The organism is Lysobacter niastensis (assembly GCF_031457115.1).
GTDB lineage: Bacteria > Pseudomonadota > Gammaproteobacteria > Xanthomonadales > Xanthomonadaceae > Lysobacter_J > Lysobacter_J niastensis_A.
The window spans coordinates 436,533-462,145 of record NZ_JAVDVY010000001.1 but is presented as its reverse complement, the minus strand read 5'-3'; the positions used below and the strand labels follow the sequence as shown (position 1 = coordinate 462,145).

Annotated in this window: 20 protein-coding genes; 12 read left to right on the top strand and 8 right to left on the bottom strand. The window is 67.8% G+C overall.

All coding sequences use genetic code 11. The features are described from left to right. Nucleotides 1-160: 160 nt before the first annotated feature. From J2X06_RS02170 to J2X06_RS02145, 6 genes are all read left to right on the top strand, one after another. Entirely contained in the window at nucleotides 161-1,642 is a 1,482-nt protein-coding gene (locus J2X06_RS02170; RefSeq protein WP_310057667.1) for an amidohydrolase, read from the top strand. Between the two features lie 50 nt (nucleotides 1,643-1,692). Further along, nucleotides 1,693-2,946 (top strand): amidohydrolase family protein, encoded by a 1,254-nt coding sequence (locus J2X06_RS02165; protein ID WP_310061158.1) that lies wholly within the window; start codon nucleotides 1,693-1,695, stop codon nucleotides 2,944-2,946. Between the two features lie 247 nt (nucleotides 2,947-3,193). Beyond that, complete coding sequence (locus J2X06_RS02160; protein WP_310057665.1) at nucleotides 3,194-3,598, top strand: DUF1761 domain-containing protein; 405 nt, start codon at nucleotides 3,194-3,196, stop codon at nucleotides 3,596-3,598. Nucleotides 3,599-3,609: 11 nt separating this feature from the next. Next, complete coding sequence (locus tag J2X06_RS02155; protein WP_310057663.1) at nucleotides 3,610-4,236, top strand: 2-hydroxychromene-2-carboxylate isomerase; 627 nt, start codon at nucleotides 3,610-3,612, stop codon at nucleotides 4,234-4,236. A gap of 98 nt (nucleotides 4,237-4,334) precedes the next feature. Further along, nucleotides 4,335-5,282 (top strand): DegV family protein, encoded by a 948-nt coding sequence (locus tag J2X06_RS02150; RefSeq protein WP_310057662.1) that lies wholly within the window; start codon nucleotides 4,335-4,337, stop codon nucleotides 5,280-5,282. A gap of 98 nt (nucleotides 5,283-5,380) precedes the next feature. Beyond that, nucleotides 5,381-5,725 carry a hypothetical protein gene (locus J2X06_RS02145; protein WP_310057661.1) on the top strand — a complete coding sequence of 115 codons (345 nt, stop codon included), beginning with the start codon at nucleotides 5,381-5,383 and terminating at the stop codon, nucleotides 5,723-5,725. On the opposite strand, the gene J2X06_RS02140 is transcribed toward J2X06_RS02145, so the two are convergent. Beyond that, nucleotides 5,702-6,445 carry a response regulator transcription factor gene (locus J2X06_RS02140; protein WP_310057659.1) on the bottom strand — a complete coding sequence of 248 codons (744 nt, stop codon included), beginning with the start codon at nucleotides 6,443-6,445 and terminating at the stop codon, nucleotides 5,702-5,704. The genes J2X06_RS02145 and J2X06_RS02140 overlap by 24 nt on opposite strands. Here J2X06_RS02140 and J2X06_RS02135 point away from each other — a divergent pair. Then, on the top strand, nucleotides 6,444-8,486 hold the full coding sequence (locus J2X06_RS02135; RefSeq protein WP_310057657.1) for a hypothetical protein: 2,043 nt from the start codon (nucleotides 6,444-6,446) through the stop codon (nucleotides 8,484-8,486). The genes J2X06_RS02140 and J2X06_RS02135 overlap by 2 nt on opposite strands. Nucleotides 8,487-8,588: 102 nt before the next feature. On the opposite strand, the gene J2X06_RS02130 is transcribed toward J2X06_RS02135, so the two are convergent. From J2X06_RS02130 to ppc, 5 genes are all read right to left on the bottom strand, one after another. Further along, the gene (locus J2X06_RS02130; protein WP_310057655.1) at nucleotides 8,589-10,346 is read right to left on the bottom strand and encodes an NEW3 domain-containing protein; all 1,758 of its coding nucleotides are present in this window, start codon (nucleotides 10,344-10,346) and stop codon (nucleotides 8,589-8,591) included. 312 nt (nucleotides 10,347-10,658) lie between these two features. Beyond that, entirely contained in the window at nucleotides 10,659-11,489 is an 831-nt protein-coding gene (gene fghA, locus J2X06_RS02125; protein ID WP_310057654.1) for an S-formylglutathione hydrolase, read from the bottom strand. A gap of 21 nt (nucleotides 11,490-11,510) precedes the next feature. Continuing rightward, nucleotides 11,511-12,083 (bottom strand): S-(hydroxymethyl)glutathione synthase, encoded by a 573-nt coding sequence (gene gfa / locus J2X06_RS02120; protein WP_310057652.1) that lies wholly within the window; start codon nucleotides 12,081-12,083, stop codon nucleotides 11,511-11,513. Nucleotides 12,084-12,146: 63 nt separating this feature from the next. After that, nucleotides 12,147-13,256 (bottom strand): S-(hydroxymethyl)glutathione dehydrogenase/class III alcohol dehydrogenase, encoded by a 1,110-nt coding sequence (locus J2X06_RS02115; protein ID WP_310057650.1) that lies wholly within the window; start codon nucleotides 13,254-13,256, stop codon nucleotides 12,147-12,149. Between the two features lie 427 nt (nucleotides 13,257-13,683). Continuing rightward, entirely contained in the window at nucleotides 13,684-16,449 is a 2,766-nt protein-coding gene (gene ppc / locus J2X06_RS02110; protein WP_310057648.1) for a phosphoenolpyruvate carboxylase, read from the bottom strand. 220 nt (nucleotides 16,450-16,669) lie between these two features. Between ppc and J2X06_RS02105 the strand changes: the two genes are divergently transcribed. From J2X06_RS02105 to J2X06_RS02095, 3 genes are all read left to right on the top strand, one after another. Further along, nucleotides 16,670-18,319, top strand: a complete 1,650-nt coding sequence (locus J2X06_RS02105; protein WP_310057647.1) for a hypothetical protein — start codon at nucleotides 16,670-16,672, stop codon at nucleotides 18,317-18,319. 315 nt (nucleotides 18,320-18,634) lie between these two features. Beyond that, the gene (locus J2X06_RS02100) at nucleotides 18,635-19,312 is read left to right on the top strand and encodes an ATP-binding protein (RefSeq protein ID WP_310057646.1); all 678 of its coding nucleotides are present in this window, start codon (nucleotides 18,635-18,637) and stop codon (nucleotides 19,310-19,312) included. A 122-nt stretch (nucleotides 19,313-19,434) separates the two neighbouring features. Further along, on the top strand, nucleotides 19,435-20,172 hold the full coding sequence (locus J2X06_RS02095; RefSeq protein WP_310057644.1) for a tetratricopeptide repeat protein: 738 nt from the start codon (nucleotides 19,435-19,437) through the stop codon (nucleotides 20,170-20,172). 15 nt (nucleotides 20,173-20,187) lie between these two features. On the opposite strand, the gene J2X06_RS02090 is transcribed toward J2X06_RS02095, so the two are convergent. Next, nucleotides 20,188-21,579 (bottom strand): glutamate--cysteine ligase, encoded by a 1,392-nt coding sequence (locus J2X06_RS02090; RefSeq protein ID WP_310057642.1) that lies wholly within the window; start codon nucleotides 21,577-21,579, stop codon nucleotides 20,188-20,190. Nucleotides 21,580-21,797: 218 nt separating this feature from the next. Here J2X06_RS02090 and J2X06_RS02085 point away from each other — a divergent pair, with 218 nt between their 5' ends. Further along, nucleotides 21,798-22,493 carry a VIT1/CCC1 transporter family protein gene (locus J2X06_RS02085; RefSeq protein ID WP_310057640.1) on the top strand — a complete coding sequence of 232 codons (696 nt, stop codon included), beginning with the start codon at nucleotides 21,798-21,800 and terminating at the stop codon, nucleotides 22,491-22,493. A gap of 166 nt (nucleotides 22,494-22,659) precedes the next feature. After that, on the top strand, nucleotides 22,660-23,694 hold the full coding sequence (locus J2X06_RS02080; RefSeq protein WP_310057638.1) for a LacI family DNA-binding transcriptional regulator: 1,035 nt from the start codon (nucleotides 22,660-22,662) through the stop codon (nucleotides 23,692-23,694). A 191-nt stretch (nucleotides 23,695-23,885) separates the two neighbouring features. Here the strand turns inward: J2X06_RS02080 and J2X06_RS02075 are convergent, their stop codons facing one another. Next, entirely contained in the window at nucleotides 23,886-25,613 is a 1,728-nt protein-coding gene (locus J2X06_RS02075) for an alpha-amylase family glycosyl hydrolase (protein ID WP_310057636.1), read from the bottom strand.

The following is a 25,613-nucleotide window of genomic DNA, read 5'->3' as shown; positions in this document are numbered from 1 at the left end:
GAAGCGAAGGCGCCAGATTCCCGCCTTCGCGGGAATGACGAGCGGGGCCCGTCAAAAGGGCATTGTGTCACGCCCCAGCATGACCATCGTCATGCTTGGCACGGACCTGTGACCGCGGCTACGGTGCGGGAGCTGTTGCCTTGCCATCCCGGGGAAATCCATGCTTCGACCTCTTGTCACCGCGCTGGTCGCGGTGCTGTCCGTCGGCCTTGCGCAGGCCGCCACGCCAGATGCGCCCGCAGCCGGCAGTTCATCCAGCCAGGCCGCCGCGCGCTCCCGCTTCGTGCAGGACCCTTACCCCAGCACCTACCGTCCGATCGCGTCCGGCCCGGTGCTGATCCAGCACGCGACGGTGCTGACCGGCACCGGCCAGCGCCTGGACGACGCCGACGTGCTGCTGCGCGATGGCAAGATCGTCGCCGTGGGCTCCTCGTTGCAGGCACCGGCCGACGCGACCCGCGTCGATGGCACTGGCAAGTGGGTGACGCCGGGCATCATCGACGTCCACTCGCACCTGGGCGTGTACGCGAGTCCGAACGTCAGCGCGAACAGCGACGGCAACGAGATGACCGCGCCGACCACGCCGAACGTGTGGGCCGAGCATTCGATCTGGCCGCAGGATCCCGGCTTCGCCACCGCGCTGGCCGGCGGCATCACGTCGCTGCAGATCCTGCCCGGCTCGGCCAACCTGATCGGCGGGCGCGGCGTGACGTTGAAGAACGTGCCGGCGACGACGTACCAGGCGATGAAATTCCCCGGCGCGCCGTGGGGCCTGAAGATGGCCTGCGGCGAGAACCCCAAGCGCGTCTATGGCCAGAAGAGCGGCCCGGGCACGCGCATGGGCAACGTCGCCGGTTATCGCGCGGCCTTCATCGACGCCAGCGAGTACATCAGCAAGAACGCCCCCAAGGACAAGAAGCCGAAAAAGCGCCGCTGGTGGCAGGGCTCGTCCAATGGCAATGGCAACGGTGCCGACAGCGAAAAGGACACCGGCGGCAAGCGCGACCTGAAGCTGGACACGCTGGCCGGCGCGATCAACGGCGACATCCAGGTGCACATCCACTGCTACCGCGCCGATGAGATGACCACGATGCTCGACCTGGCCAAGGAGTTCGGCTTCAAGGTCGCGGCCTTCCATCACGGCGTGGAGGCTTACAAGATCGCCGACCGCCTGGCGCAGGAAGGCGTGTGCGGCGCGCTGTGGGCCGACTGGTGGGGCTTCAAGATGGAAGCCTTCGACGGCATCCAGGAGAACATCGCCCTGGTCGATCGCCCGGCCAACAGTTGCGCGATCGTGCATTCGGACTCGGACGAAGGCATCCAGCGCCTGAACCAGGAGGCGGCGAAGGTGATCGCGCATTCCAAGCTCGCCGGCATGGACATACCGCCGGAGCGCGCGATCCGCTGGCTGACGCAGAACCCCGCCAAGGCGCTGGGCATCCTCGACCGGACCGGCACGCTGGAGCCGGGCAAGATGGCCGACGTGGTGATCTGGAACGGCACGCCCTTCAGCGTCTACGCCAAGGCCGAGCGCGTCTACATCGACGGCGCGCTGATTTTCGACCGCAACGACCGCACGCACCAGCCGGTGTCGGACTTCATGCTCGGCCAGGGTGCGGCGGCGCAGGGAGGTGTGCTGTGAGGCGCCTTGCCCGCACCGCGCTGGCCGCGGCAACGCTGTCGCTGGTCGCCATGGGCGCGCATGCCCAGGAAGTACTGATCCGCAACGCCACCGTCCACACCGCCACCGCGCAGGGCTCGCTGCAGAATGCCGACGTGCTGGTCAGCGGCGGCACCATCCGCGCCATCGGCACGGGGCTGGCTGCGCCGGCCAATGCACAGGTCATCGACGCACAGGGCCGGCCCCTGACGCCGACGCTGTTCGGCGGCATCACCGAGATCGGGCTGGAGGAGGTCTCCGGCGAGAAGGAAACCGTCGACGAAACGCTGACGCTCGGCGCCAACAAGGAAATGACGGTGCGTCCGGAGTTCGACGTCACCCTGGCCTACAACCCGGCCTCGGTGCTGGTCCCGGTGACCCGCATCGAAGGCATCGGCTGGACGCTGCTCGGCGCCGGCACCGGCGCTGGCGGTTCGATCGTCGCCGGACAGGGCGGCGTGGTGCGCCTGGACGGCAGCGCCGATCCGGTCGGACCGCGCGAACTGTTCCTCAAGCTCGGCAGCGATGCCTCGGGCCTGACCGGCAATTCGCGTGCGGCGCAGTGGATGATCCTCGACCAGCTCATCGACGAAGCGCGCGGCCGCATCGCGCCGGACTCGCACGCCGCCCTGCTGACGCCTGCCGGTCGCGCCGCACTGGCGAAGTACCTGGGCGGTGGCGGGCGCGTCGTGGTCGCGGTCAACCGCGCCGCCGACATCCGCCAGTTGTTGCGCTGGTCGGCGCGTCACAACGTGCGCATCGCAATCGCGGGAGGCGCTGAGGCCTGGCAGCTCGCGCCGCAACTGGCGCAGGCCAAGGTGCCGGTGTTCGTCGATCCGCTGGCCAACCTGCCGGCCGACTTCGACCGCATCGGCGCCACCATGGACAACGCCGCGCGATTGCATGCGGCGGGCGTGCAGGTCGGCTTCTCGCAGTCGGGCGACGCCTCGCACAACGCGCGCAAGGTGCGCCAGCTCGCCGGCAATGCGGTCGCGGCGGGCCTGCCGTGGGCCGATGGCCTGGCCGGCCTGACGCGTGTGCCGGCCGAAACCTTCGGCGTGGCCGACCGCTTCGGCACCATCGCCCCGGGCAAGCGCGCCGACCTGGTGTTGTGGAGCGGCGATCCGCTGGAGGTCAGTTCGGTCGCATTGCAGGTCTGGATGGACGGCCGCGCGATCCCGATGCGCAGCCGCCAGACCGAACTGCGCGACCGTTACCTGCACGGCAGCACGCCGTCGGAAGGCGGCGCCCTGCCGCCTGCGTATCGGGTGCCTGCGGCGCGCTGAGCGCTTGCGCCATCATCCCGGCGCAGGCCGGGATGATGGCGTTGTCCACGGTGGCTCCACCAAAACCGCGCGACGACGATGGGGGATAGGCTCGGGACGCCGATGGGGGATGCGCTCGAGATTGCCCCTTACCCGCTCGCCACGATCGATTGGCCAAGCGGTCCGTCCGCCGGACGGAGGGCTCGACCGCACCGCCCGCATCACCCACCATGTGGCCCATCGCCACCACCCAATATTCGGAGCCTTCATGGGCATGCCCCCGATCGACCTCAACTGGCTGGCGGTCATCGCCGCTGCGCTTTCCGCTTTCCTGCTGGGCGGGATCTGGTATGGCCCCTTGTTCAAGAAGGCCTGGTGCGCCGAGGCCGGCGTCGACCCCGACACCACCCCGCGGCATCCGGCGCGCATCTTCGCCACGGCGTTCGCGTGCAGCTTCCTGGCGGCGCTGATCTTTGCGGTGTTCCTGGGCAACGAGGCATCGGCGGCCGACGGCTTCGGCGCGGGCTTCACCGTGGGCCTGTTCTTCGTCGCGACCAGCTTCGGCATCAACTACGCCTTCGCGCAGCGCAGCCTGAAGCTGTGGACGATCGACGCCGGCTACCACATCCTGCAGTTCTGTCTGTACGGCCTGATCCTGGGCGCGTGGCACTAAGGACTTCGGCGATGCAGCTGACCTGGTACTTCGACTTCATATCGCCGTTCTCCTACCTGCACTGGCAGAAGGTGAAGGCGCTGCAGGCCGACTACGACCTTACGCTGGTGCCGATCGTGTTCGCCGCGGTGCTCGACGCGTGCGGGCAGAAGGGGCCGGCCGAGATACCGGGCAAACGCGAGTTCACCTACCGGCACGTGCTGTGGCAGGCCCGCCAGGAAGGCGTAACGCTGCGCTTTCCACCGGCGCATCCGTTCAACCCGCTGGCGGCGTTGCGCCTGGCCATCGCCGCCGGCAGCACGCCCGATGCCGTGGACTCGGTATTCGACTGGATCTGGAAGCAGGGCCGCGCCGGCGACAGCATCGAAGCATTGGCGCCGTTGCTGGCGGCGCTGGACGTGCCCGGAGAAGCCCTGCAGGCCGATGCCACCAAGGCGGCGCTGCGCGCCAACACCGACGCTGCGATCGCCGCAGGCGTGTACGGCGTGCCGACGCTGGCCTTCGAGGACGGGCAACTGTTCTGGGGCAACGACGCGCACGACTTCGCGGTGGCGGCGCTGCGCGACCCGGCCGTGCTGGCCGATGACGACATGCAGCGGGCCTCGCAACTGCCGGTGGGCCTCCAGCGCCGCAGCTGAACGACTTTCGCTGCGCTGCAGCGAACCCCCCGTGCGACGGGAAGGTATGCTCCCCGTCACAAATAGAACGGCATCGGCGCCAGCCCGGGGGGGAATACATGCGCATTGGACTCGTCGTCGACTCGGCCTGCGACCTGCCTTTGGAGTACCTGCAGCGTAACGAGGTGACGGTTTTGCCGATCACCGTGCGCATCGGCGACGCCGTCCTGGCAGACCACCGCGACGAGCAGGCGACCCTGGAGTTCCTCAATGCCCATGTCGCCGAACGCGGCCATGAGGCCGAGACCATGCCCTTCACCGTGCAGCAGATCCACGATCTGTTCCTGCAGCGGCTGGTGATCGACTACGACTACGTGTTCTGCATGACGATCACGAAGACGCGCAGCCCGATCTTCGACAACGCCACCCAGGCCAGCTTCGCGATCCTCAACGACTACCGCCCGGTGCGCGCCGCCGCCGGCCACGACACGCCGTTCGCGCTGCGCGTGGTCGACACGCAGAACCTGTTCGCCGCCCAAGGCGTCACCGCGGTGGAGGCCGTGCGCCTTCGGGCCGCCGGCGAAGGCGCGCCGAAGATCCGCGCACGCCTGGAAAACCTGGCCCTGCACACGCACGGCTACCTGGTCCCGCCGGACCTGTACTACATCCGCAATCGCGGGCGCACCAAGGGCGACCGCAGCGTCGGGCTGCTCAGCGCCGCGCTCGGCACCGCGCTCGACATCAAGCCGGTGCTGCACTGCAACCGCGGCGAGACCGGGCCGGTGGCCAAGATCAAGGGCTTCAACCCGGCCGTGCAGAAGCTGTTCGAGCACGTGGTCCAGCGCATCGGCCACGGCGACCTGATGACACCGACGCTGTGCCTGAGCTATGGCGGCGAACTCGACGCCATGCGCGCGCTGCCGGGCTACGACGCGCTGCGCGAAGCCTGCCAGGTGCACAACATCGAGTTGTTCGAAAGCGTGATGAGCCTGACGGGCATGGTCAATGTCGGCAAGGGAGCGCTGGTGGTGGGGTTCGCGGCCGAAGGGCAGAAGTTCTCGGCTTGATTGCGGCGCGCGGCGCGGCGCCGGCAGTCGCTCGCTTCACGGGCCGGCCATCGTGGCTCGCCTACACTGCATCGCAAACGCCAACCAGTGAGGACGGCATGGCCACCCGTTACTACATCAGCCTTCCCGATGCGCAACGCGCGCGCGGCCCGGATCCCGGGCTCGCCTTCACCGCGGTGAGCGCGGAGGGTTTCGCGGAGCAACTGCAGGCCGCGTTGCGCGAGACGACATTGTTCGAGCGCTGGCGCGCGATGCAGGATGATCCCGATGCCGTCGATCCTTCGCTGGGTGCGGTGGATCGTCAGGCTTCCGTGCAGGGCGCGCAGAAGGATCTCCACGTCGACCTGGTGGTCACCTCCAGCATCTCCGGCAATGTCCTCAAGCACCGCCTGCGCCTGCTGGCCGGCAGCGCCTGGGAACTACGCGACGTCACGTCGGCCTGAGCCCCCGGCCGCCCCGTTCGATCCGGGGGCCGAGCCTCCGGAACCGTTGCCCTCGCCATCGCGCGAGGCCTCGGCCTCATGCTCGTGCTCGGCCTCGCTCTCGGCCCAGCGCATCGCCAACAGGGCCATGCGGCCGCTGACGCCGGCGCGTTCGAACACGTGATGCAGGTGGCTCTTGACCGTCTCCGGGCTGATGCCCAGGTGGCGGGCGATCTGCTTGTTGCTCAGCCCCTGCGCCGCCCATCGCACGATCTCGCGCTGGCGTTCGGTCAGTTGCGACCAGTTGCCCGGCGGGGACTCCGGCGCGGCCGGCTCGCGCTCCTCCGGCACGCCTGCCATCGCCAGCATCAGCAGGGCCGGATCGACCGCGAACAGGCCCGAGCCGACCGAGCGGATCGCCCTGAGCACCGTCTCCGGCGAGGCTTCCTTGTCGAGGCAGCCGGCGGCGCCGGCGTTGACGCAGTCGCGCAGCGAGGCCACGTCGGGTCGCACGAAGAAGTAGAGGCGCTGCGGCATCGGCACGTGCAGGCGCTGCAGCTCGCGCTCAACACGAGGGTCGTCACCGTCGAGCAGCAGCAGTGATGGCAACGGCCCGCGTCCCGGCTCCCCCGGTCCGCGCGAGCCCAGCCACGTCACTTCGCCGCGGCCGGACAAGATCCGTTCCAGCCGCGCTCGCCAGTTGCGGTCACTGCCGACTGCCAACACCGGCAAGGTGGTCATGGTGGGGCACCCCTCAGTACGTGGAACGGGTGCGGCGCCCCTGATAACGCCGGCTGTCTTGATGAACGCATCACCTCACCCGACCCGGCCACCCTACCCGCATGAGCGATTTCGAACGGGACCTGAACCACGCAGGCTGGCGCGGCCGCAGATCGCTGCCCACCGGCTGTGCGCACCCCTAACCACTGTTTTCTTTGGAGAAACAGCCATGGCTACTGGAAGCAAGATCCAGACCAAGCCTCGCTGGACCACGGCCGCTTTGGGAACCGCGCTTGGCACGGCGCTGACCCTTGGAGGACTGTTGTCCGTTGCATTGGCAATCAACCCCGCTACGCCTTTGGAAATCGACGGCAACGCCAACGACGATGCGGGCGGCGGCACCGACTGGGCAGCAGAGTTGCCACTGAACGGGCCGGGCGAAACCTTCATCATCGACCAGGTGCCACCACTCGGCACCGAAACGTTCTTCCAAGGTGGCGGCTCGAAGGATGACAACAACCCGACCAAATGGGGCAACAACACCGGCACGGCCACCAACCCGAACAAGAACAACATCACCAACGCCTATGCCAAGGCCATAAACGTGCAGTTCCCTGCGAGTGACCAGCCCGGTCACCCGGCCGTACCGCACGACCACCTGATCATCTATTTCGGTGCCGACCGGTTCGACAACGAAGGCGATGCCGCGCTGGGCTTCTGGTTCACCCAGAACGAGATAAAGATCAACGGCAACGGCTTCACCGGCGACCACACCGACAAGGACATCCTGGTCCAGGTGGACTACGTCAATGGCGGCGCCCGCGCCGAGATCCAGGTGTTCAAGTGGCAAGGCGACGGCACCGGCACCCACGGCTCGCCCAAGGTGCTCAAGGAACTGGCCTTCGGCGGCGCCGACGGCGTGACCGTCTGCAACGCCGCCTCGCCCAGTGCCCCGGCCAACACCGCCTGCGCGACCACCAACGAGTTCGAGATCGACGAGTTCTGGGCCTTCGTGCCGAACGATCCGTCGCCGCCGAACAAGATGCCGGCGCGCAGCTTCTTCGAGGGCGGGATAGACATCACCACCCTGATCGGTCCTGTGTGCTTCTCCAGCTTCCTCGCCGAGACCCGGTCTTCCCACTCGGAGACGGCGCAGCTCAAGGACTTCGCCCTTGGAAACTTCGATCTGTGCAACGTGAAGGTCACCAAGGCGTGCGACACGACCAGCCCGGTTTACATCCCGGGTACCGATCTGTTCAAGACCGAACACGTGGTCACGATCAGCAATGACGGCTTCGGCAGCGTCTTCGACGTGCAATTCCAGGACAATTCCATCACCTCGACGACCCAGTGCGACATCATCAAGATCGGCAATACGGTCCAGAACCCGACCATCCCGATCGGCGACAACGATGATTGGAAGAACGTCGTCAACGAGTTGGCCGGAGGCACTTCGATTCCGGTCCGCCTGATGTGCCTGTCGCCTGCGAACTCTTTCGCCAACCAGGTGACCGTGCGAGCGAGTTCGACCGATAACGGCACACCGATCGTGGCTGACACGGATGACACCGATACAGAGGACGCGGACAACGTGGCAGCCTGCCACCTCGACATCCAGCCGCTCGTCGACCTGACCAAGGATTGCAAGGGCCTGTCGATCAATCCAACGACGTTCAAGCCTCAGGTGTGCGCGACGATCAAGGTGACCAACCCGATTGCCTCGGGCCAGTACCTGGATGTGAGCAGCATCAAGAACTATCCGGGAACCGGCGGAGTCGTGGGCACTGGCGTGAACGTCACCGCGGCGTTCCAGACGGCCAATGGTGGCAGTCTCGCACTGCCCAACAACGGCCTCCCGGTGTCCTTCGACATCTGCTATGAGCCCACGGCCGCCGACAGCGGCGCTGGCAACCCGGACGGGACCCTCGATCCGTCGAAGGTGAAGTTCAGCGATACGGTCGAAGTCGTCGCCATCGGGCGCGCGGCTGATGCCGAGGTCAAGGACTCCGACGATGCGTTCTGCAAGCTGTGCCCCGAGTGCCCTGCTTGTCCGACGCCGTAGTAGCTAACCCTGCGGCCTAGGCCGCGGCAGAAATAAGGGCGACGAAGCCGATGGCTCCGTCGCCCTTCTGTTTTAGCTCGATGGATTGATGCGGTGTTGGCGTCAGCGCACGTCGAAGGCGACGCTGGCGGTCGCGCTCGCACCGGAATTGCTGGCATCGGCGCGCACCTGGTACGCGCCTATGGCGCCCTTGCCCTTGCCCAGCTTGTAGGTCGCCCGCCCATAGCCGTCGCTCGCGGTCGTCGCCGTGATCGTCGTGACGCCGCCCCCGGGCACGGAGATCGAGAACTTCACCGTCGCTCCGGAAACAGGGACTCCGCCCTTGAACACCCGCGCACTCATGCGGACCGACTCGCCACGAACGTAGCTGGTCTTGTCGGTGCCCAGCGTTTCGGTGAGCGTCCCGGTGTTGGCGGCCGCGACCGAATAGACGGCCGAGGCGCTCGCGGTGTGCACGCTGCCGGCTCCGCTGGCCGCGCCGACGCCGACGGTGTAAGTGCCGGCAGTCGCCGCCACTGGCGAGGTCACGATCAGCGTGGTGGAGGCGCTGGTGCCGGCACCCATGCTCACACTCGTTGCAGCCAGGTTGCCATTCCAACCGGTCGGCACGTTGCTGGCCAGGTTGAAGCTTGTGGCCGCGCATCCAGCGCTGTCGCGATTGGACACGGTGACGGTATAGGTGTTGGCCGTTCCGGCTGCGACCGAGGCCGTCGGTCCGGACAGCGCCAACGTGGGCGCGGTGCGGATGCACTGTGCCGCCTGCCCCCCAAGATTCACGTCTACGACCGCACCCGTGGCATCGGCGGACACCAGGGAAATCGTCATCCCGGCATCGGCATCCGTGAAGCTGCGTCCGACTGCCAACGCGCCGTCCATTACGTCGTACGCGTTGACGCTATTGCTGCCCGGGGTCGCATCGAGAAGCAGGCTGGTCGCGAAACCGCCGCTGGCCACGGTGCCCGTCCGGATCAGCAGGCCTTGGGCGAGGTTGCCGGCGTCGGCCAGGCTGGCGTCGAAACCGATGGGCTGACGGTATTCCAGGTAATACCAGGTCTTCTGACCCGTGGCCGGATCGACGCTCTTCAGCAGCTTCAACGCCTTGACTCCTCCGCTCTTGGTCTCGTAGGCCTCAAGCGTGTAACGACCGCTGGCCGTTACCGTGGTCAGGGCCGGCGCGCCCGCGGCGTTGAACCAGCCCAGGCGTTCCTTCTGGAATGCATTGAAATGGGCGTCGCGGTTTCCCATTGCGTCGGCCTGGTCGCCGTAGCTGTTCTGAGTGCAGCTGGCGCCCAGCACGGCCGTCCCGCAATCGAGCGAATCGGAATGGAACAGGCCGAAGCGATGCCCTAGTTCGTGCGCAATCACCTTGAACGTGCGCACGCCGTTGACGAAGACGCGGTTCTCACCCCGATCACCGCGGTCATTGGCGCCCGACCAGCCGCACGCGCTGCGGTAAGGGAACTGATAGACCAAATGGGTATAGCCGGACAGGTCCACGCCTGCCGCCGCCGCGGCCGCATTGGCCTCGCGGGCAATCGCCGGCGCGTCACAGGTGGCGGCGCTGACAGGAACCGTGAACCAGCCATAGGTGTTGCCGCTGAGGAACGTCCGCTGGTAGGACGCTTCCCAATAGAAATCGCTGACCTCGCCGAACACCAGCGCGTTCGCGGCAGCCGGGGTGATCGGTTGGGAGGCATCGTCCTGGAAGTTGACCAGAATGACTGCGGTCTTCTGCTCGCCCACGACCGGCGCGGAAGTGGCTTGGGCATTCGCGGTTCCGGCGATGCCAGCGAGCGAGGCAAGGGAGAGCAAGGCCGCAGGCAAGACACCTGCATGACGGAACGCACGGGAAATGGGCATGAAATGGGCTGCTGTGGGGGAAGGAATGCGGACCAGCGCTCCTGCCGGTGCCGGCCTTCCCTCGCAGGAAGCCGCGGCGTGGTCTGGACGACCCGTCGACACTTCCGTGCATCGCGTGCAGGCCGCTGATGCAGCGGCCGCAGCGCATGATCGGTAGCGGTCCCCGACAAAGCTGATAACTGCGGCACGGTTTGTGCCATGCCGACCGCGAGCCAGCGCAGTCAGCTTCGTGAGTTCATACGGGGTTCCGGCAACGGGTTAACCCGTTACGGCTGTCACGGCTTTTGACGTATGGCTTGGCGCGGACTTCCCTCAGCCGCGCAGTGCAGTCGCGTGATGCGCGATGTGCTCGCCGATGAAGCTGGCGATGAAGTAGTAGCTGTGGTCGTAGCCGGCGCGCATGCGCAGGTGCAGCGGATGGCCCGCGTCGCTGCACGCGCGGCGCAGCAGTTCGGGGCGCAGCTGCGTGGCGAGGAAGTCGTCGGCTTCGCCCTGGTCGATCAGCAGCGGCAGGCGCTCTGCCGCATCGCGCACCAGTTCCACCGCGTCCCATGCCTTCCATGTTTCATGGTCGTCACCCAGATACTGCGCGAACGCCTTGTGCCCCCACGGCACCTGCGTCGGCGCGACGATCGGCGCGAATGCCGACACGCTGCGATAGCGCCCCGGATTGCGCAGCGCCGCCACCAGTGCGCCATGCCCGCCCATCGAATGGCCGCTGATGGCGCGCGCCTGGGTGGTGGGAAAAAACGTTTCGATCAGCGACGGCAATTCCTGCGTCACGTAGTCGTACATGCGGTAGTGCGTCGACCACGGCGCCTGAGTCGCATTGACATAGAATCCGGCGCCCAGGCCGATGTCGTATCCCTCCGCATCGGGCACGCCGTCGCCACGCGGGCTGGTATCCGGCGCCACCACGATCACGCCGTGCTCGGCGGCATAGCGTTGCGCGCCGGCCTTGGTGATGAAGTTCTGCTCGGTGCAGGTCAGGCCGCTCAACCAGTACAGCACCGGGCACGCCGCGCGTTCGGCCTGCGGCGGCAGGTAGACGCCGACCCGCATGTCGCAGGCCAGCGTGTCCGAGGCATGCTTCCACACTTCCTGTCGCCCGCCATGGCAGGCGTGCTGTTCGATCCGTTCCATCGAAGTCCTTGAGTCAGTAATTCACGCCTTGAGCACGCCCGCTTTCCTGGCCGCGTGCGTGGACATCGCGTCCATCAATGTTGGCGACAGGCAATCGTACGGTTCCAGGCCCAGTTCGCGCAGCCGCGCGCGCACCGCATCCATGTTGGCCGGATCGGCGCCCGACTCGATGATCGAGGACACGAACGCGGCGAAGCCCGGCGCCGACCAGCCCTTGTCGGGCGACAGCTCGGTGTGGACGAAGTCGAGCCCATGGAACGCGTGGTCGGTGTTCTCGATGCGACCGAACATGTGCACGCCGCAGTCCTTGCAGGCGTGGCGCTGGATCGTGGCCTTGGCGTCGACGACGGCCAGCTTGTCGCCGTTCTCGACGACCTCGACCTTGTCGCGCGGCACCACGGCGATCACCGCGAACAGCGCGCCATCGGGCTTCCAGCATTTGGTGCAGCCGCAGGCATGGTTGTGCAGGGTCTGCGCCGACACCTTGACCTTGACGGGCGCCGACGCGCACCTGCACACCAGCGTGCCGCCGGCGAAGTCGTCGCGGCCCGGCGCGAAGCCGTTGTCGACGGATGGATGGATCGCAATGCTCATCGCTCACCTCCGGTCACTGCGTATCCGACGGGCGCAAGGAAGTTCGCTCCCGCCGGGCTGCGCTCAGAAATGGATCACGGTGCGGATCGACTTGCCCTCGTGCATCAGGTCGAAGGCCTCGTTGATGCGCTCCAGCGGCAGGTTGTGGGTGATGAAGGGATCGAGCTGGATCTCGCCCGTCATCGCCTGTTCGACCATGCTCGGCAACTGCGTGCGTCCTTTCACGCCACCGAACGCCGTGCCACGCCAGACCCGGCCGGTCACCAGCTGGAACGGGCGCGTGCGGATCTCCTGCCCGGCACCGGCGACGCCGATGATCACGCTCTCGCCCCAGCCCTTGTGGCAGCACTCCAGCGCGGCGCGCATGACATCGACGTTGCCGATGCACTCGAAGCTGTAGTCGACGCCGCCGTCGGTCATCTCGACGATGACGTCCTGGACGGGCTTGGCGTGGTCTTTCGGGTTGACGCAGTCGGTGGCGCCCATCTGCCGCGCGAGTTCGAACTTGCCCGGATTGGTGTCGATGGCCAGGATGCGGCCGGCCTTGGCCTGGCGCGCGCCCTGGATCACCGCCAGGCCGATCCCGCCCAGCCCGAACACCGCGACGGAGTCGCCCTCCTTCACCTTGGCCGCGTTGCGCGTCGCGCCGATGCCGGTGGTCACGCCGCAGCCGAGCAGGCAGACCTTCTCCAGCGGCGCCTCCGGGTTGATCTTGGCCAGCGAGACTTCGGCCACCACCGTGTACTCGCTGAAGGTGCTGGTGCCCATGTAGTGGTACAGCGGCTGGCCGTTGTATGAGAAGCGCGAAGTGCCGTCCGGCATCACGCCCTTGCCCTGGGTGGCGCGTACCGCCTGGCACAGGTTGGTCTTGCCTGACAGGCAGAACTTGCACTTGCCGCATTCGGCCGTGTACAGCGGGATCACATGGTCGCCGGGCTTGACGCTGGTGACGCCTTCGCCGACCTCCACCACTATCCCGCCGCCTTCGTGGCCGAGCACTGCCGGGAACAGCCCTTCGGGATCGTCGCCGCTGAGCGTGAAGGCATCGGTGTGGCAGACGCCGGTATGGGTGATTTTCACCAGCACCTCGCCGGCCTTCGGCGGCGCGACGTCGATCTCGACGATCTGCAGCGGCTTGCCCGCTTCGAAGGCAACGGCGGCACGGGATTTCACGGTGGCACTCCTTGACCCTGGCTTGTTGTCGCGCATGGTAGCCAGCGGCGCGTTAGGGCGGCGCAGATGGGGTTTGCCGGGGCCGGCCGTTTGCATGGTCCGGGACGGTCGTTGCGGCAAATTGCTCCACCGCCGAAGCCCGGGAGCTTCAGCGACGCAGAAAAAAGGCGCATCGATGGTGAAAGAATCTCCGGCGCCGGAGAAAAAAGCCGCATCGTTGATGCCGGCGAGCTGCAGCGTTGCGGAAAAAAGGCGCACCGTTGGTGCACGGAAGCTGCGACGTTCAAGAAAAAAGCCGCATCGGTGGGGCTTATAGGCTGGGCGTTGAAGCAAAAAGCGTCGGCGTCGAGGAAAACAGCCTCGGCGGGATCCCTGCCGGATCTCCCGCGCCCGGGCGAAGTCCTCCCTGAAGGTGTGGAGCGGACCCCTAGCCCGTGTTCTGTATCCCCGCCGAAATGCCGTTCACCGTCGCCACCAGCGCCTGCAGCAGTGCGTCGTCGGGGCGGCCCGCCTCGCGCCAGCGCGACAGCAGGTCCACCTGCAGCAGGCTGATCGGGTCGACATAGGGATTGCGCAGTCGGATCGACTGGCGCAGGCGGTAGTCGCCGGCCAGCAGTTCGTCGCTGCCCTTGATCGCCAGCACCGCCACGCGCGTGCGCTCGAACTCGGCGGCGATGACGGGATGGAAGCGCGAATGCAGTTCGCCGGCCAGCAGCGAGTAGCGCTCGAAGATGGCGGGGTCGGACTTGGCCAGCACCATCTCCAGGTCGTCGATCAGCGTGCCGAAGAACGGCCAGTCGCGCGCCATTTCCGCGAGCGTCTCGCGACCGTGCTGCTGCAGTGCCCGCTCCAGTGCGCTGCCGACGCCGTACCACGCCGTCAGCCCGGCGCGGTTCTGCGCCCACGCGAACACCCACGGGATCGCCCGCAGCGAACCGATGCCCGGCAGCGAGGTCTGGCCGGCGTCGCTGGCGCGCTTGCTCGGGCGCGAACCGATGCGCAGCCGCTCGATCACGTCGATGGGCGTGGCGGCGCGGAAGTACGCGGGGAAATCGGGGTCGTCGTGCACCAGCGCGCGGTAGTGCGCGCGGGCATCGCCGGCGAGCCCGGCCGCGATCGCGCGCCAGCCCTCTTCGCGCGCTTCCGGCGGGCGCGGCCGCAAGGTCGCGCGCAGTACCGCGCCGGTGGCCTGTTCCAGGTTGCGCAGCGCGAGGGCGCGGATGCCGTACTTGCGGTGGATCACCTCGCCCTGCTCGGTCAGGCGCAGGTAGCCGTCGACCGAACCGCGCGGCGCGGCGATCACCGCGCGCTCGGTCTTGCCGCCGCCACGGCTGATCGAACCGCCGCGACCATGGAAGAAAGCGATGCGCACGCCGCTTTCTGCCGCCAGTTGCGTCAGCGCGATCTGTGTCTGCTGCAATGCCCAGCGCGAGGCGAGGATGCCGCCGTCCTTGGCGCTGTCGGAATAACCCAGCATCACCACCTGGCGGTCGCCGCGCGAGGCCAGGTGCCGGCGGTAGACCGGATCGGCGAACAGCGCGCGCAGGGCATCGGCGGCGGCGTCGAGATCGTCGATGGTTTCGAACAGCGGCGCCACGTCCAGCGGCACCCGTCCCTCGCCATCGACGCACCCGGCGATGCGCGCCAGCGCCAGCACCGCCAGCGCATCAGCGGCGCTGCGGCTCATGCTGACGATGTACGGCCCGAACGCGCGTGCCCCGTAGCGCATGCGCAATCGCGCGACGCATCGGAACACCTCCAGCGTCGGCCGCGCCGAGCCGTTGCCCATGCTCGGCGCCGGCACGCTGCCGTCGAGCAGCGCATGCAGGCGTTGCGCGCGTTCGTCGTGGCTGCGCGACTCCCATTGCGGATCGGCCAGCAATTCGGCCAGCGCGGCATCGTGCGTGCCCGAATCCTGGCGCAGGTCCAGGCTGGCCAGGTGAAAGCCGAAGCAATCCAGGCGACGGCGCAGGCGTCGCACCGCGAAGCCGCCGGCGTGCTTGCCCTGGTGCGTGGCCAGGCTGCGCTCGATGGCGGCGATGTCGGCCAGGAACGACGCCGTGTCCGGATAGCCGTTGACGTGGTCGTCGGCGGTGGCCTGCAGCCGCGCCCCCATCAGGGTGAGCAGGTTGCGGTAGGGCATGTCGGCGTGGCGCGGCTTGAGCGTCGAGGCGGCGCGCGGCAGCAGGTAGCGGTACTCCTCGATGCGCGCGAGCACCTCGTCGGACACGGCCACGCGGCTCAGCGACTGGCTCAGCAACTGCCCCAGCGCGGCGATGTCCCGCTGGTACGCCGCCAGCACCAGCGCGCGCTGGCCGGCCAGCGTCGCGGCGATGGTGTCGGCACCGACATTGGGATTGCCGTCCATGTCGCCGCCGACCCAGGTGCCGAAGCCGAGCACGTTCGGCGCCGGCACCGCTTCGCCGAAGGTTTCGTGCAGCGCGTCCTCGAACAGCTCGTAGAACACCGGCAACGCGCGATACAGCACTTCCGACAGGTAGTAGCTGACGTGCTCGAACTCATCGGCGACGCTCGGCTTGACCGGCGGGGCCTCGGCGGTCTGCCAGCTGGCGGTCAGCGCCAGGCGGATGCGTTCGTGGTCGGCGCGGCGCTCGTAGGGCGTGCGGCTGCGGTCGATGTCCTGCATCAGGCAGGTGACGATCAGCCGTTCCTTTTCCAGCAGCGCGCGCCGCACCGCCTCGGTCGGGTGCGCGGTGAACACCGGCTCGATGCGCAGGCGCGGCAGCAGGGCGGCCACTTCCTCCAGGCACACGCCCTGCTCCGCCAGCGTGGCCAGCACCTCGCGCAGGCTGCCGGGCTGCGCACTGGCGCCACTGCGCTCGTAGTCGCGGCGGCGGCGGATGCGATGCACGCGCTCGGCGACGTTGACCGCCTGGAAATAGGTCGCAAAGGCGCGTATCAGGTCGCCGGCGTGGTCCAACTGCGTGCCAGCCAGCGCGTCCGACAGCTCCGAAGCCGGGGCGTTGTTTTCACGGCGGCGAATGGCGGCGCGTCGCAGCCGTTCGACTTGGGCCAGGAACTCCGCACCGCGCTGCTCGGCCAGGATCTCGCCGACCAGGGCGCCCACGATTTTCACGTCCTCGCGCAGCAGGGTGTCGGTCTGGGCGAACTCGACCACGCGCAGGGTTTCTTCGGTGGGCTCTACGGCGGGATCGGGGACTGGGACGCTCATCCGCCGAGCCTACCGCACTGCAACATTTCTCCGCGACTGTTACAGGCGCAACGGGTGGGGCCCCTGCCCCACGCCGACCGGCAATGGCCGCCGAGGACGTTCTTCCACCGATCAGGGGGTGCCCCGAAGGGGCGGATGAGGGCATCCTCGCCACTCGCATCACCCTTTCCCGCACGCGGGGGAGGGGCTCACGCCTCAACTTCAAACCACGGTGATTGCCATGCGTCGTGCGCTCACTCTGTCACTGCTGCTCGCCTGCACCCTCCTCGCCGCGTGCGAAGCGCCGGTCCGCGAGGAAACCACTGCCGCCGCTCCACCCCTGTTCGACACGTTCGGCACGCTGCATCGCGAGATCGATACGAAGGTGCCTGCGGCCCAGCGCTATTTCGACCAGGGGCTGCGGCTGGCGTACGGCTTCAACCACGAGACCGCCGGCCGCGCGTTCGCCGAAGCGGCGCGGCTCGACCCGAAGTGCGCGATGTGCGCATGGGGCCAGGCGCTGGTGCTGGGGCCGAACATCAACCTGCCGATGGCGCCCGAACTGGCCGCCGATGCGACCGCGCTGGCGTCGCGCGCGGTGCAACTGTCGGGCAATGCCCGTCCGGCCGACCGCGCGCTGATCGAAGCGCTGGCCAAGCGCTACGCGACGCCCGCGCCCGCCGATCGCAAGCCGCTCGACGAGGCCTATGCCCAGGCCATGGCCGACGTCGCGCGGCGCTTTCCCGACGACGACGACATCGCCACGCTGTACGCCGAGTCGCTGATGGACCTGTCGCCCTGGGCGTACTGGAGCGCCGACGGCCAGCCGGCGCAGTACACGAACGATCTTGTAAGCGCGCTCGAACGCGTGCTGCAGCGCAACCCCGACCACATCGGCGCGGTTCACTACTACATCCACGCCGTCGAGGCCTCGAAGACGCCGCAGCGGGCCGAGCCCCATGCCGACAAGCTGGCCTCGCTCGCCCCGGGGTCCGGGCACCTGGTGCACATGCCGGCGCACATCTATATCCGCACCGGCCGCTACCACGACGCCACGCTGACCAACTTCGCTGCAAGCACCGCCGACAAGGATTTCCTGGCGGTCTGCCGCGGCAGCAACGGCGTGTACCCGCTGGGCTACGTGCCGCACAACTGGCATTTCGCCGCGATGACCGCGGCCCTGCACGGCTCGCGCACGCTGGCGCTGGAGGCCGCACGCCAGACCGCGCAACGCGCCGACATGGCAAAACTTGAAGAGATGAGCTTCATGCAGCAGTTCGTCGTCGCGCCGCTGTTCGCGCAGACGCGGTTCGGCGATTGGGACGCGATCCTGGCGCAGCAGGCATCGCCGGCCCCGCTGCCCTATCCCACGGCGATCTGGCATTTCGCCCGGGGCATGGCCTATGCGCGCACGGGTAAGATCCAGGCGGCGCAGACGGAGCTCCAGGCACTGAGCAGGACTTCTGCCGATCCGTCGCTGGAAAAGGTGGTGCTGTGGGACATCAACCGCGCCGATCGCGTGCTCGATGTCGCCGAGCCGATGCTGCGCGGCGAGATCGAATTGGCTTCCGGCCAGCGCCAGGCCGGCATCGCCTCGCTGCGCAAGGCGGCGGCCGCCGAAGACCTGCTCAACTACAACGAGCCGCCGGATTGGCCGTTGCCGGTACGCCCGTACCTGGGCGCGGCGCTGCTCGACGCCGGCCGTGCGAAGGACGCGGCGGAGGTCTATGCCCAGGACCTGGTCGTGTATCCCGACAACGGCTGGTCGCTGTACGGACAAGCCAAGGCGCAGCGCGCGTTGAAACAGGCCGATGCCGCCAGCGAGAGCGAGCGCCGCCAAGCCGCGGCGTGGCAGTGGGCGGATGTGAAGCTGACGGCTTCGCGCTTTTGAGGGCCTGGCGACGGACTCGCTGCGGGACTGATCACCCTTCGACTCCGGCGCTGCGCGCCTACGCTCAGGGCGAACGGTGGTAGCGAGTTGGCCCGATCGAGGCGTAACGGTGGCAGTGAATCGGTCTATTCCAACCCTGGGCCGCGATTGCGACTACCGTGATATGCGCGACGCCCCACACCGTTCGTCCTGAGCGTAGCGAAGCGAAGTCGAAGGATGAGCGGGCGGAATGGGTCACGCCTCTATCCACTTTCCACTTCGGCGCCAGGACGTCGATGACTACGATCCCGACACGTTATCGCGCATGCTGGACGCATGAAACGCACCCCCATCCTGCTCTCGTGGAGCGGCGGCAAGGACGCTGCCTGGACCCTCCACGCCCTGCGCCAGCGCGACGACGTCGAGGTCGTCGGCCTGCTGACGACATTCACCGAAGGCTACGACCGCGTGGCGATGCAGGGCATCCGGCGCACCGTGCTGCTCGCCCAGGCCGAAGCCGCCGCCCTGCCAGTGATCGAAGCCTGGATGCCGCAGGGCACCGACAACGCCGGTTACGAGGCCACCTTCGCCACGGCGCTGGAGCGCGCACGCGAGCGTTGGCCCGGCCTGACCGATATCGCCTTCGGCGATCTGTTCCTCGAAGACATCAAGGCCTATCGCGATGCCCTGTGCGCGCGGCTGGGCTGGACGCCGCATTACCCGCTGTTCGGATCGGACACGGCCGTGCTGGCGCGCAACATGCTCGACGGCGGGCTGCGCGCCTGGCTGTGCTGCGTCGACACCACGCAACTGGATGCACGCTTCGCCGGCCGTGCGTTCGACGCGGACCTGCTGGCCGACCTGCCCGGGACCGTCGACCCCTGTGGCGAACGCGGCGAATTCCACACGCTCGCCGTCGCCGGTCCGATGTTCGCCGCGCCGCTGGCGGTGCAGGGCGGCGAGACCGTGCTGCGCGACAGCCGCTTTGCCTACACCGACTTCGTCTTGCCCTGACGCAGCCCTCTCCCTGGCGCTTCGTGCCTGCCCCTCCAGCCGTGTCTCCAGCCGGCCGTCGAGCAACTGGCGCAACCCGCGTCGCTCGGCAAAAATACGCGCGGGGATCAAGGGGAAACACCATGCCTGTATTGGGTCTGCATGTCGTGATTGCGCTGTTCTTCGCCGTGCACGCCGTGCGTAGCGGGCAGGACCGCTACTGGCTTTTCATCCTGTTCGTGTTTCCGCTGCTCGGCAGCGTCGTCTACGCGATCGCGGTCTGGCTGCCGGAGTTGCGCTACAGCCACGGCGGTCGCCAGCTCGTGCAGGGCGCGCGACGGCTGCTGGATCCGGCGCGCGAGCTGCGCGCCGCGCAGGAAGCATTCGACACCGCGACCACCACCGACAACCGCGTCCGGCTCGCCGACGCGCTGGTGGAAGCCGGGCGTCCGGCCGAGGCCGTGCCGCATTACCGCGATGCGCTGCGCGGCATCCATGCCGACGATCCCGACACGCAGGTGCGCCTGACGCGGGCGCTGCTCGAATCGGGACAGGCAGGCCAGGCGCGCCAGTTGCTCGATGGGCTGATCCAGCGTCGCCCGGACTTCCGCTCGCCGGCCGGCCACCTGATCTATGCGCGCGCCGTGGCCGAAGAAGGCGACCGCGCCAAGGCCAGGAACGAATTCGACACGCTGGTCGGCTACTTCAGCGGCTTCGAAGCCCGCGCGCGCTACGCCGAAGTGCTCGACGGCTGGGGTGAAAGCGAAGCGGCGATGCGACTGCGCGAGGAATCGTTGCAACAGGCGCGGAGACTTCCCGCCCACTCCCGGCGCATGAACCGGGAATGGCTGCGCCGCCTGGAACGCATCGGCGCGCGTTGAGGCCGGTGAGGCCCCCTAGTAGGCGTACTCGGTGAACACCGGATCGATGCTGCCGCCCCAGGCGCCGTGGAACTGCTCCAGCTTGCGCTCGGCCGGGGTGATGCCGGCTTCGGCGAATTCCATCAGCGGCGCCAGGTAGATCGACTCGTCGGCGCCGTTGCGGTTGCGGCGGTCGCGGCGCTGCAGGCCGTGCGCGGAGATCTCCAGCGCGCGGCGCGCCAGGTCGAGCACGGTGCCATTGCGGAATGGCAGCTTCAGCGCCTGCCGCGGCACGCCGTTGCGCAGCGCATGCATTTCTTCCAGCGAGAAATCCTTGACCAGGTCCCAGGCCGCATCGAGCGCGGTCTGGTCGTACAGCAGGCCGACCCAGAATGCCGACAGCGCGCAGATGCGGTTCCACGGGCCGGAGTCGGCGCCGCGCATCTCCAGGTATTTCTTCAGCCGCACTTCCGGGAAGGCGGTGGTGCTGTGGTCGGCCCAGTCCTTGATCGACGGCAGCTCACCGGGATATGCCGGGAGGCGACCGTCGAGGAAATCGCGGAACGACTGGCCGCTGGCGTCGATGTACTTGCCGTCGCGGTAGACGAAGTACATCGGCACTTCGAGCAGGTAGTCGACGTAGCGCTCGTAGCCGAAGCCATCCTCGAACACGAAGTCCAGCAGCCCCGTGCGGTTGGGATCGGTGTCGGTCCAGATATGCGAGCGGTAGCTGAGGAAACCGTTGGGCTTGCCTTCGGTGAACGGAGAGTCGGCGAACAGCGCGGTCGCCACCGACTGCAACGCCAGCGACACGCGGAACTTCTTGACCATGTCCGCCTCGGAGGACACGTCGAGGTTGACCTGCACGGTGCTGGTGCGCGTCATCATGTCCAGGCCGAGCGAGCCGACCTTGGGCATGTACTCGCGCATGATCTTGTAGCGGCCCTTGGGCATCCACGGCATCTCGTCGCGGCGCCACTTGGGCTGGAAGCCCATGCCGAGGAAACCCAGCCCCATCGGTTCGGCGACGGTGCGCACTTCCTTGAGGTGGGTGGAGGCTTCGCAGCAGGTGTCGTGCAGCGTCGCCAAAGGCGCGCCGGACAGTTCGAGCTGGCCGGCCGGCTCCAGCGACACGGCGGCGTTGTCGCGAGTGAGCGCGATGACGCGGCCCGGCCCTTCAGAAGATTTCTCTTCTACGGGAGCCCAGCCGAATTGGGTCAGCCCTTTCAACACCGCCTCGATGCCACGCTCGCCGTCGAACGTGGGCGGGCGCAGGTCGTCGGTGCGGAAGCCGAACTTCTCGTGCTCGGTGCCGATCTTCCAGTCGTCGGGCGCGCGTGCGCCTGACGAAAGAAACTCGATCAGCTGCGTCCGCCCCTGCGTACCGGCGGCGATGGGGACATCCTTGACCTGACTGGGACCGGACACGCGCACCTCATGGGGGAGTGAGTGAGCTCCTGGGAGCCGGTCTGCGATATGCGGCCGTCGCCTGCAATAGCAAGACCCAGCCAGTGTAGCCCCCACCCCGCCTCGAACAAGCTCCACACTGCAACGCTGTAGTCTTGCCCGCGTCACTTTCGCCGGCGCCGGTTTCCATGGCACGCCTTCCATGGCACACGGCATGGCGGACCACCGTGGAGACCCTGATGCGCCGCTGGCATGCCGAACACCACCGCTCCGAGCGCGCCGGCTGGCTGCGCGCCGCCGTGCTGGGCGCCAACGACGGCATCGTGTCTATCGCCGGCCTCGTGGTCGGCGTCGCCGCCAGCGGTGCCGGCCAGGACTCCGTGCTGATGAGCGGCATCGCCGGCATGGTGGCGGGCGCCATGTCGATGGCCGCGGGCGAGTACGTATCGGTGCAATCGCAGGCCGACACCGAACACGCCGACCTCGCCAAGGAAAAGCGCGAGCTGGTCGAGGATCCGGAAAGCGAGCTGTTCGAACTCACCGGCATCTACGTCCGTCGCGGCCTGCAACCGGAACTCGCGCGCCAGGTGGCCGAGCAACTCACCGCGCACGACGCGCTGGGCAGCCATGCGCGCGACGAACTGGGCATCACCGACACGCTGCGTGCCCGGCCGGTGCAGGCGGCACTGGCCTCGGCGGCGGCTTTCACCATCGGCTCGCTGCTGCCGCTGGCCGCGGTGCTGCTGTCGCCACCGGCGCGGATCGAGGCGATCACGATTGCCGCGACGCTGGCGGGTCTTGGAGTCTCCGGCGCCCTGGCGGCCTGGGCCGGCGGTGCGGCGGTGGCGCGCGGCGCCGGGCGGGTGGTGTTCTGGGGCGCGCTGGCGATGGCCGCGGCTTCGTTGATCGGCCGCCTGTTCCACGTATCGCTTTGATGCCCGCTTCGATTCCCGGGCGGACCGCATAGCCGGCGAGAGCGGCCTTCCAAACCGGCTTTTCCAGATGAACGCGGCCCCGTGCGGCGCTGCCAGATGCGCGCCCCTGCGGCGCTCACTACACTGCGGAACCTCAGGAAACACCGCACAGGAACGCCGCACCCGCATGCGAACGCGCAAGAAGCTCAAGGCCACCTCGATGGACATCGCGCACCGCGCGGGCGTCTCGCAGGCCACGGTATCGCGGGTGTTGCGGGGCAGCCCGCTGGTCAACGCCGAGACGCGCAAGCGCGTCGAGGCCCTGGTCCGCGAGCTCAACTACAAGGTCGACCGCCATGCCTCCAGCCTGCGCACGCAGCGCTCGGGCACGCTGGCGCTGCTGCTGTTCGAGGATCCGACGCCGGACGAGTCGAACATCAACCCGTTCTTCCTGTCGATGCTCGGCTCGATCACCCGCGCCTGCGCACGCGAAGGCCAGGACCTGCTGATCTCGTTCCAGCAGCTGTCCGACGACTGGCACGCCGACTACGAGGACAGCATGAAGGCCGACGGCCTGATCCTGCTGGGCTACGGCGACTACCTGGCCTACGAGGGCAAGCTGGAGAAGCTGGTCGAACAGGGCACGCGTTTCGTGCGCTGGGGCGCGGTGCTGTCCGACCAGCCCGGCGTGTCGATCGGCTGCGACAACTTCAATGGCGGCCGCCTCGCCGCTGAACATCTGGTGGGACTGGGACGTCGCCGCATCGCCTTCCTGGGCGGAGCGTCGAGTCATTGGCCGGAATTCTTCGACCGCTTCCGCGGCTGCGACGCCGCCCTGCGCGAGGTCGGGGGCGCGATGGAAGCGATCCTGCAGGTCGATGCGGAGAGCTTCGAAGAGGACGGCTATACCGCGGCGCGCGAATTGCTCGCTCGCGGTGGCCAGTTCGATGCGGTGTTCGCGGCCAGCGACCTGATCGCCATCGGCGCGCTGCGTGCGTTCGCAGAAGCCGGCCTGCGCGTGCCGGAGGACATCGCCGTCGTCGGCTTCGACGACATCCCGATGGCGCGCTTCGCCAGCCCGCCGCTGACGACGGTCTTCCAGGACACCAAGCGGGCTGGCGAACTGCTGGTGGAGACGCTGCTGCGGCAGGTGCATGGCGAACCGACGGAGTGCATCACGTTGCCGGCATCGCTGGTGGTGAGGCGGTCGAGCGGGGCGTAATCGTCACTCGAGTGTCGCCCTCGAGCGGTTATCCAGTTGGGGAATCGTCCTACAACCGTTCGCCCTGAGCGTAGGCGCGAAGCGCCGGAGTCGAAGGGCCCAGGCATCGCGTCCCGTCCATCCTTCGACTTCGGCCTTTGGCCTACGCTCAGGACGAACGGTGATACACAAAGGTTCGGGCCCCGCCGGTGTCAGCGCGGCCGCTTGGTCTCCATCGCCGTGCGCAGTTCCTGCTGCAGATCGACGAGCATCACCGGCACATCCAGCAGATACACCTCGACACCATGCGCCGGCACGCTCGCTTCCAACGGCTGCCCTTCACCGATCACGACCTCTCCACCCGCGAGCGCCGCACGCCAACGCCCCGGCTGCAGCCACTGCTTCACCTCGAACGACGCCGGCGCATCGCCCTTGTTGAGCAGCACCAGCGCCGTCTGCGCGACACCGTCGTGCTGGTACACGCGGTAGAACGCGGCGCGATCTCCCTGCATCAGCACGTCCAGTTGCACACCGCGCTGCAGCGCCGGTGACGCGGCACGCACCCGGGCGATGCGCCGGAGTTGGTCGTGGATGGGATTTCCGGCCGCCGCATCGACGCGCTCCTGGCCGAAATAGTTGCGGTTGCCGGCATGTTCGGCTCGGCCGCGCATGAAGCCGACTTCGGAGCCGTAGTAAACGACCGGAATTCCGCGCGCGGTGAACAGCCAGTTGTGCGCGTCGATGAAGCCTGCGTCGCTGGCGTCCAGGCGCGGCATGTCGTGGTTGTCGTAGAACGTCATCAGCTCGTACGGGTTCGCGTACGGCCCGTCTCGCAGATAAAGACGTCCTTCCAGGTGCTCGAAACCGGCCTGCGCCTTGCCGTCCTTGCCGCGACCGAACACGTCGCCCATGCGTTGCTTCAACGGGAAGTCCAGGACGCTGATGCCGCCGTTCTCGGCCCACGTATGCGGCGCAATCTTGTCCGGGTCGTATTCGAAATTCTCGCCGAACATGAAAAGCCCGGGACGGCGCGCACGCATGCGTTGCGCGAACTGCTTCCAGAACGCGTGAGGCATCCAGCCGATGGTGTCGATGCGCATCGCGTAGGCGCCCTGGTCCAGCCACTGCTCATAAGCGCCGGCCAGGTACTCCAGTACCGCCGGGTTGCTGTCGTCGAAATTCGACAGCTCGGCGATCTCGGGCCTGGTGTGGAAGAACGCATGCAGCGGGTTGTGCTTCGGGTCGAGTTGCTGCGGCGGCAGGTTCTGGTGGTCGGCGATCAGCTTGCCGTTCTTGTCGTAGATCTCACCGAACTTGGGCTGGTCGACCGGCATCGTGAACGAAGGCGAGCCATGGTTGCCGACGATGTCGAGCACCACCTTCAGTCCCTGCCGCTGCATCGCCCGGGTGAAACCGGCGAAGTCCAGGCCCGGGCTCGGCAGGTGCTCGTCGAGCTGGTAGAAGTTCACGCCCCAGTAGCCGTGGTATCCGGTCTTGCCCTGGTCGGTCCAGAAGCTGCCCCAACTGGCCGGCTTGCCGCCGGTGAAGGCCTCGTCGGGCTGGTCGACGATTGGCGTGATCCACACCGACGTGAAACCCATGTCGCGGATGTAGCCCGCGTTGTCGAGCACGCCTTTGAAGTCGCCGCCGAGGTAGCCGATGTTGTCGCTCTCGCCGTTCGGCCCCGGGATGCGGCGATCGAACGTGCGCCGGGCCGGGTCGGGCCCGCCCTGCTCGCGCTGGTCGTTGGACGTGTCGCCGTTGACGAACCGGTCGGTCACCACGAAGTACACCGCTTCGCTGGCGAACGGCTCGGTGGTGCCGTACACGTCCAACGGCTTCGATGTCGTCGCGACGCCGTGGGCGCAGGCAGTCAGCGCCGTGACAGTCAGCGCAGGCAGCAGCATCCGGATGGCGCGCGCCACGGGCCTGCGGCTCAT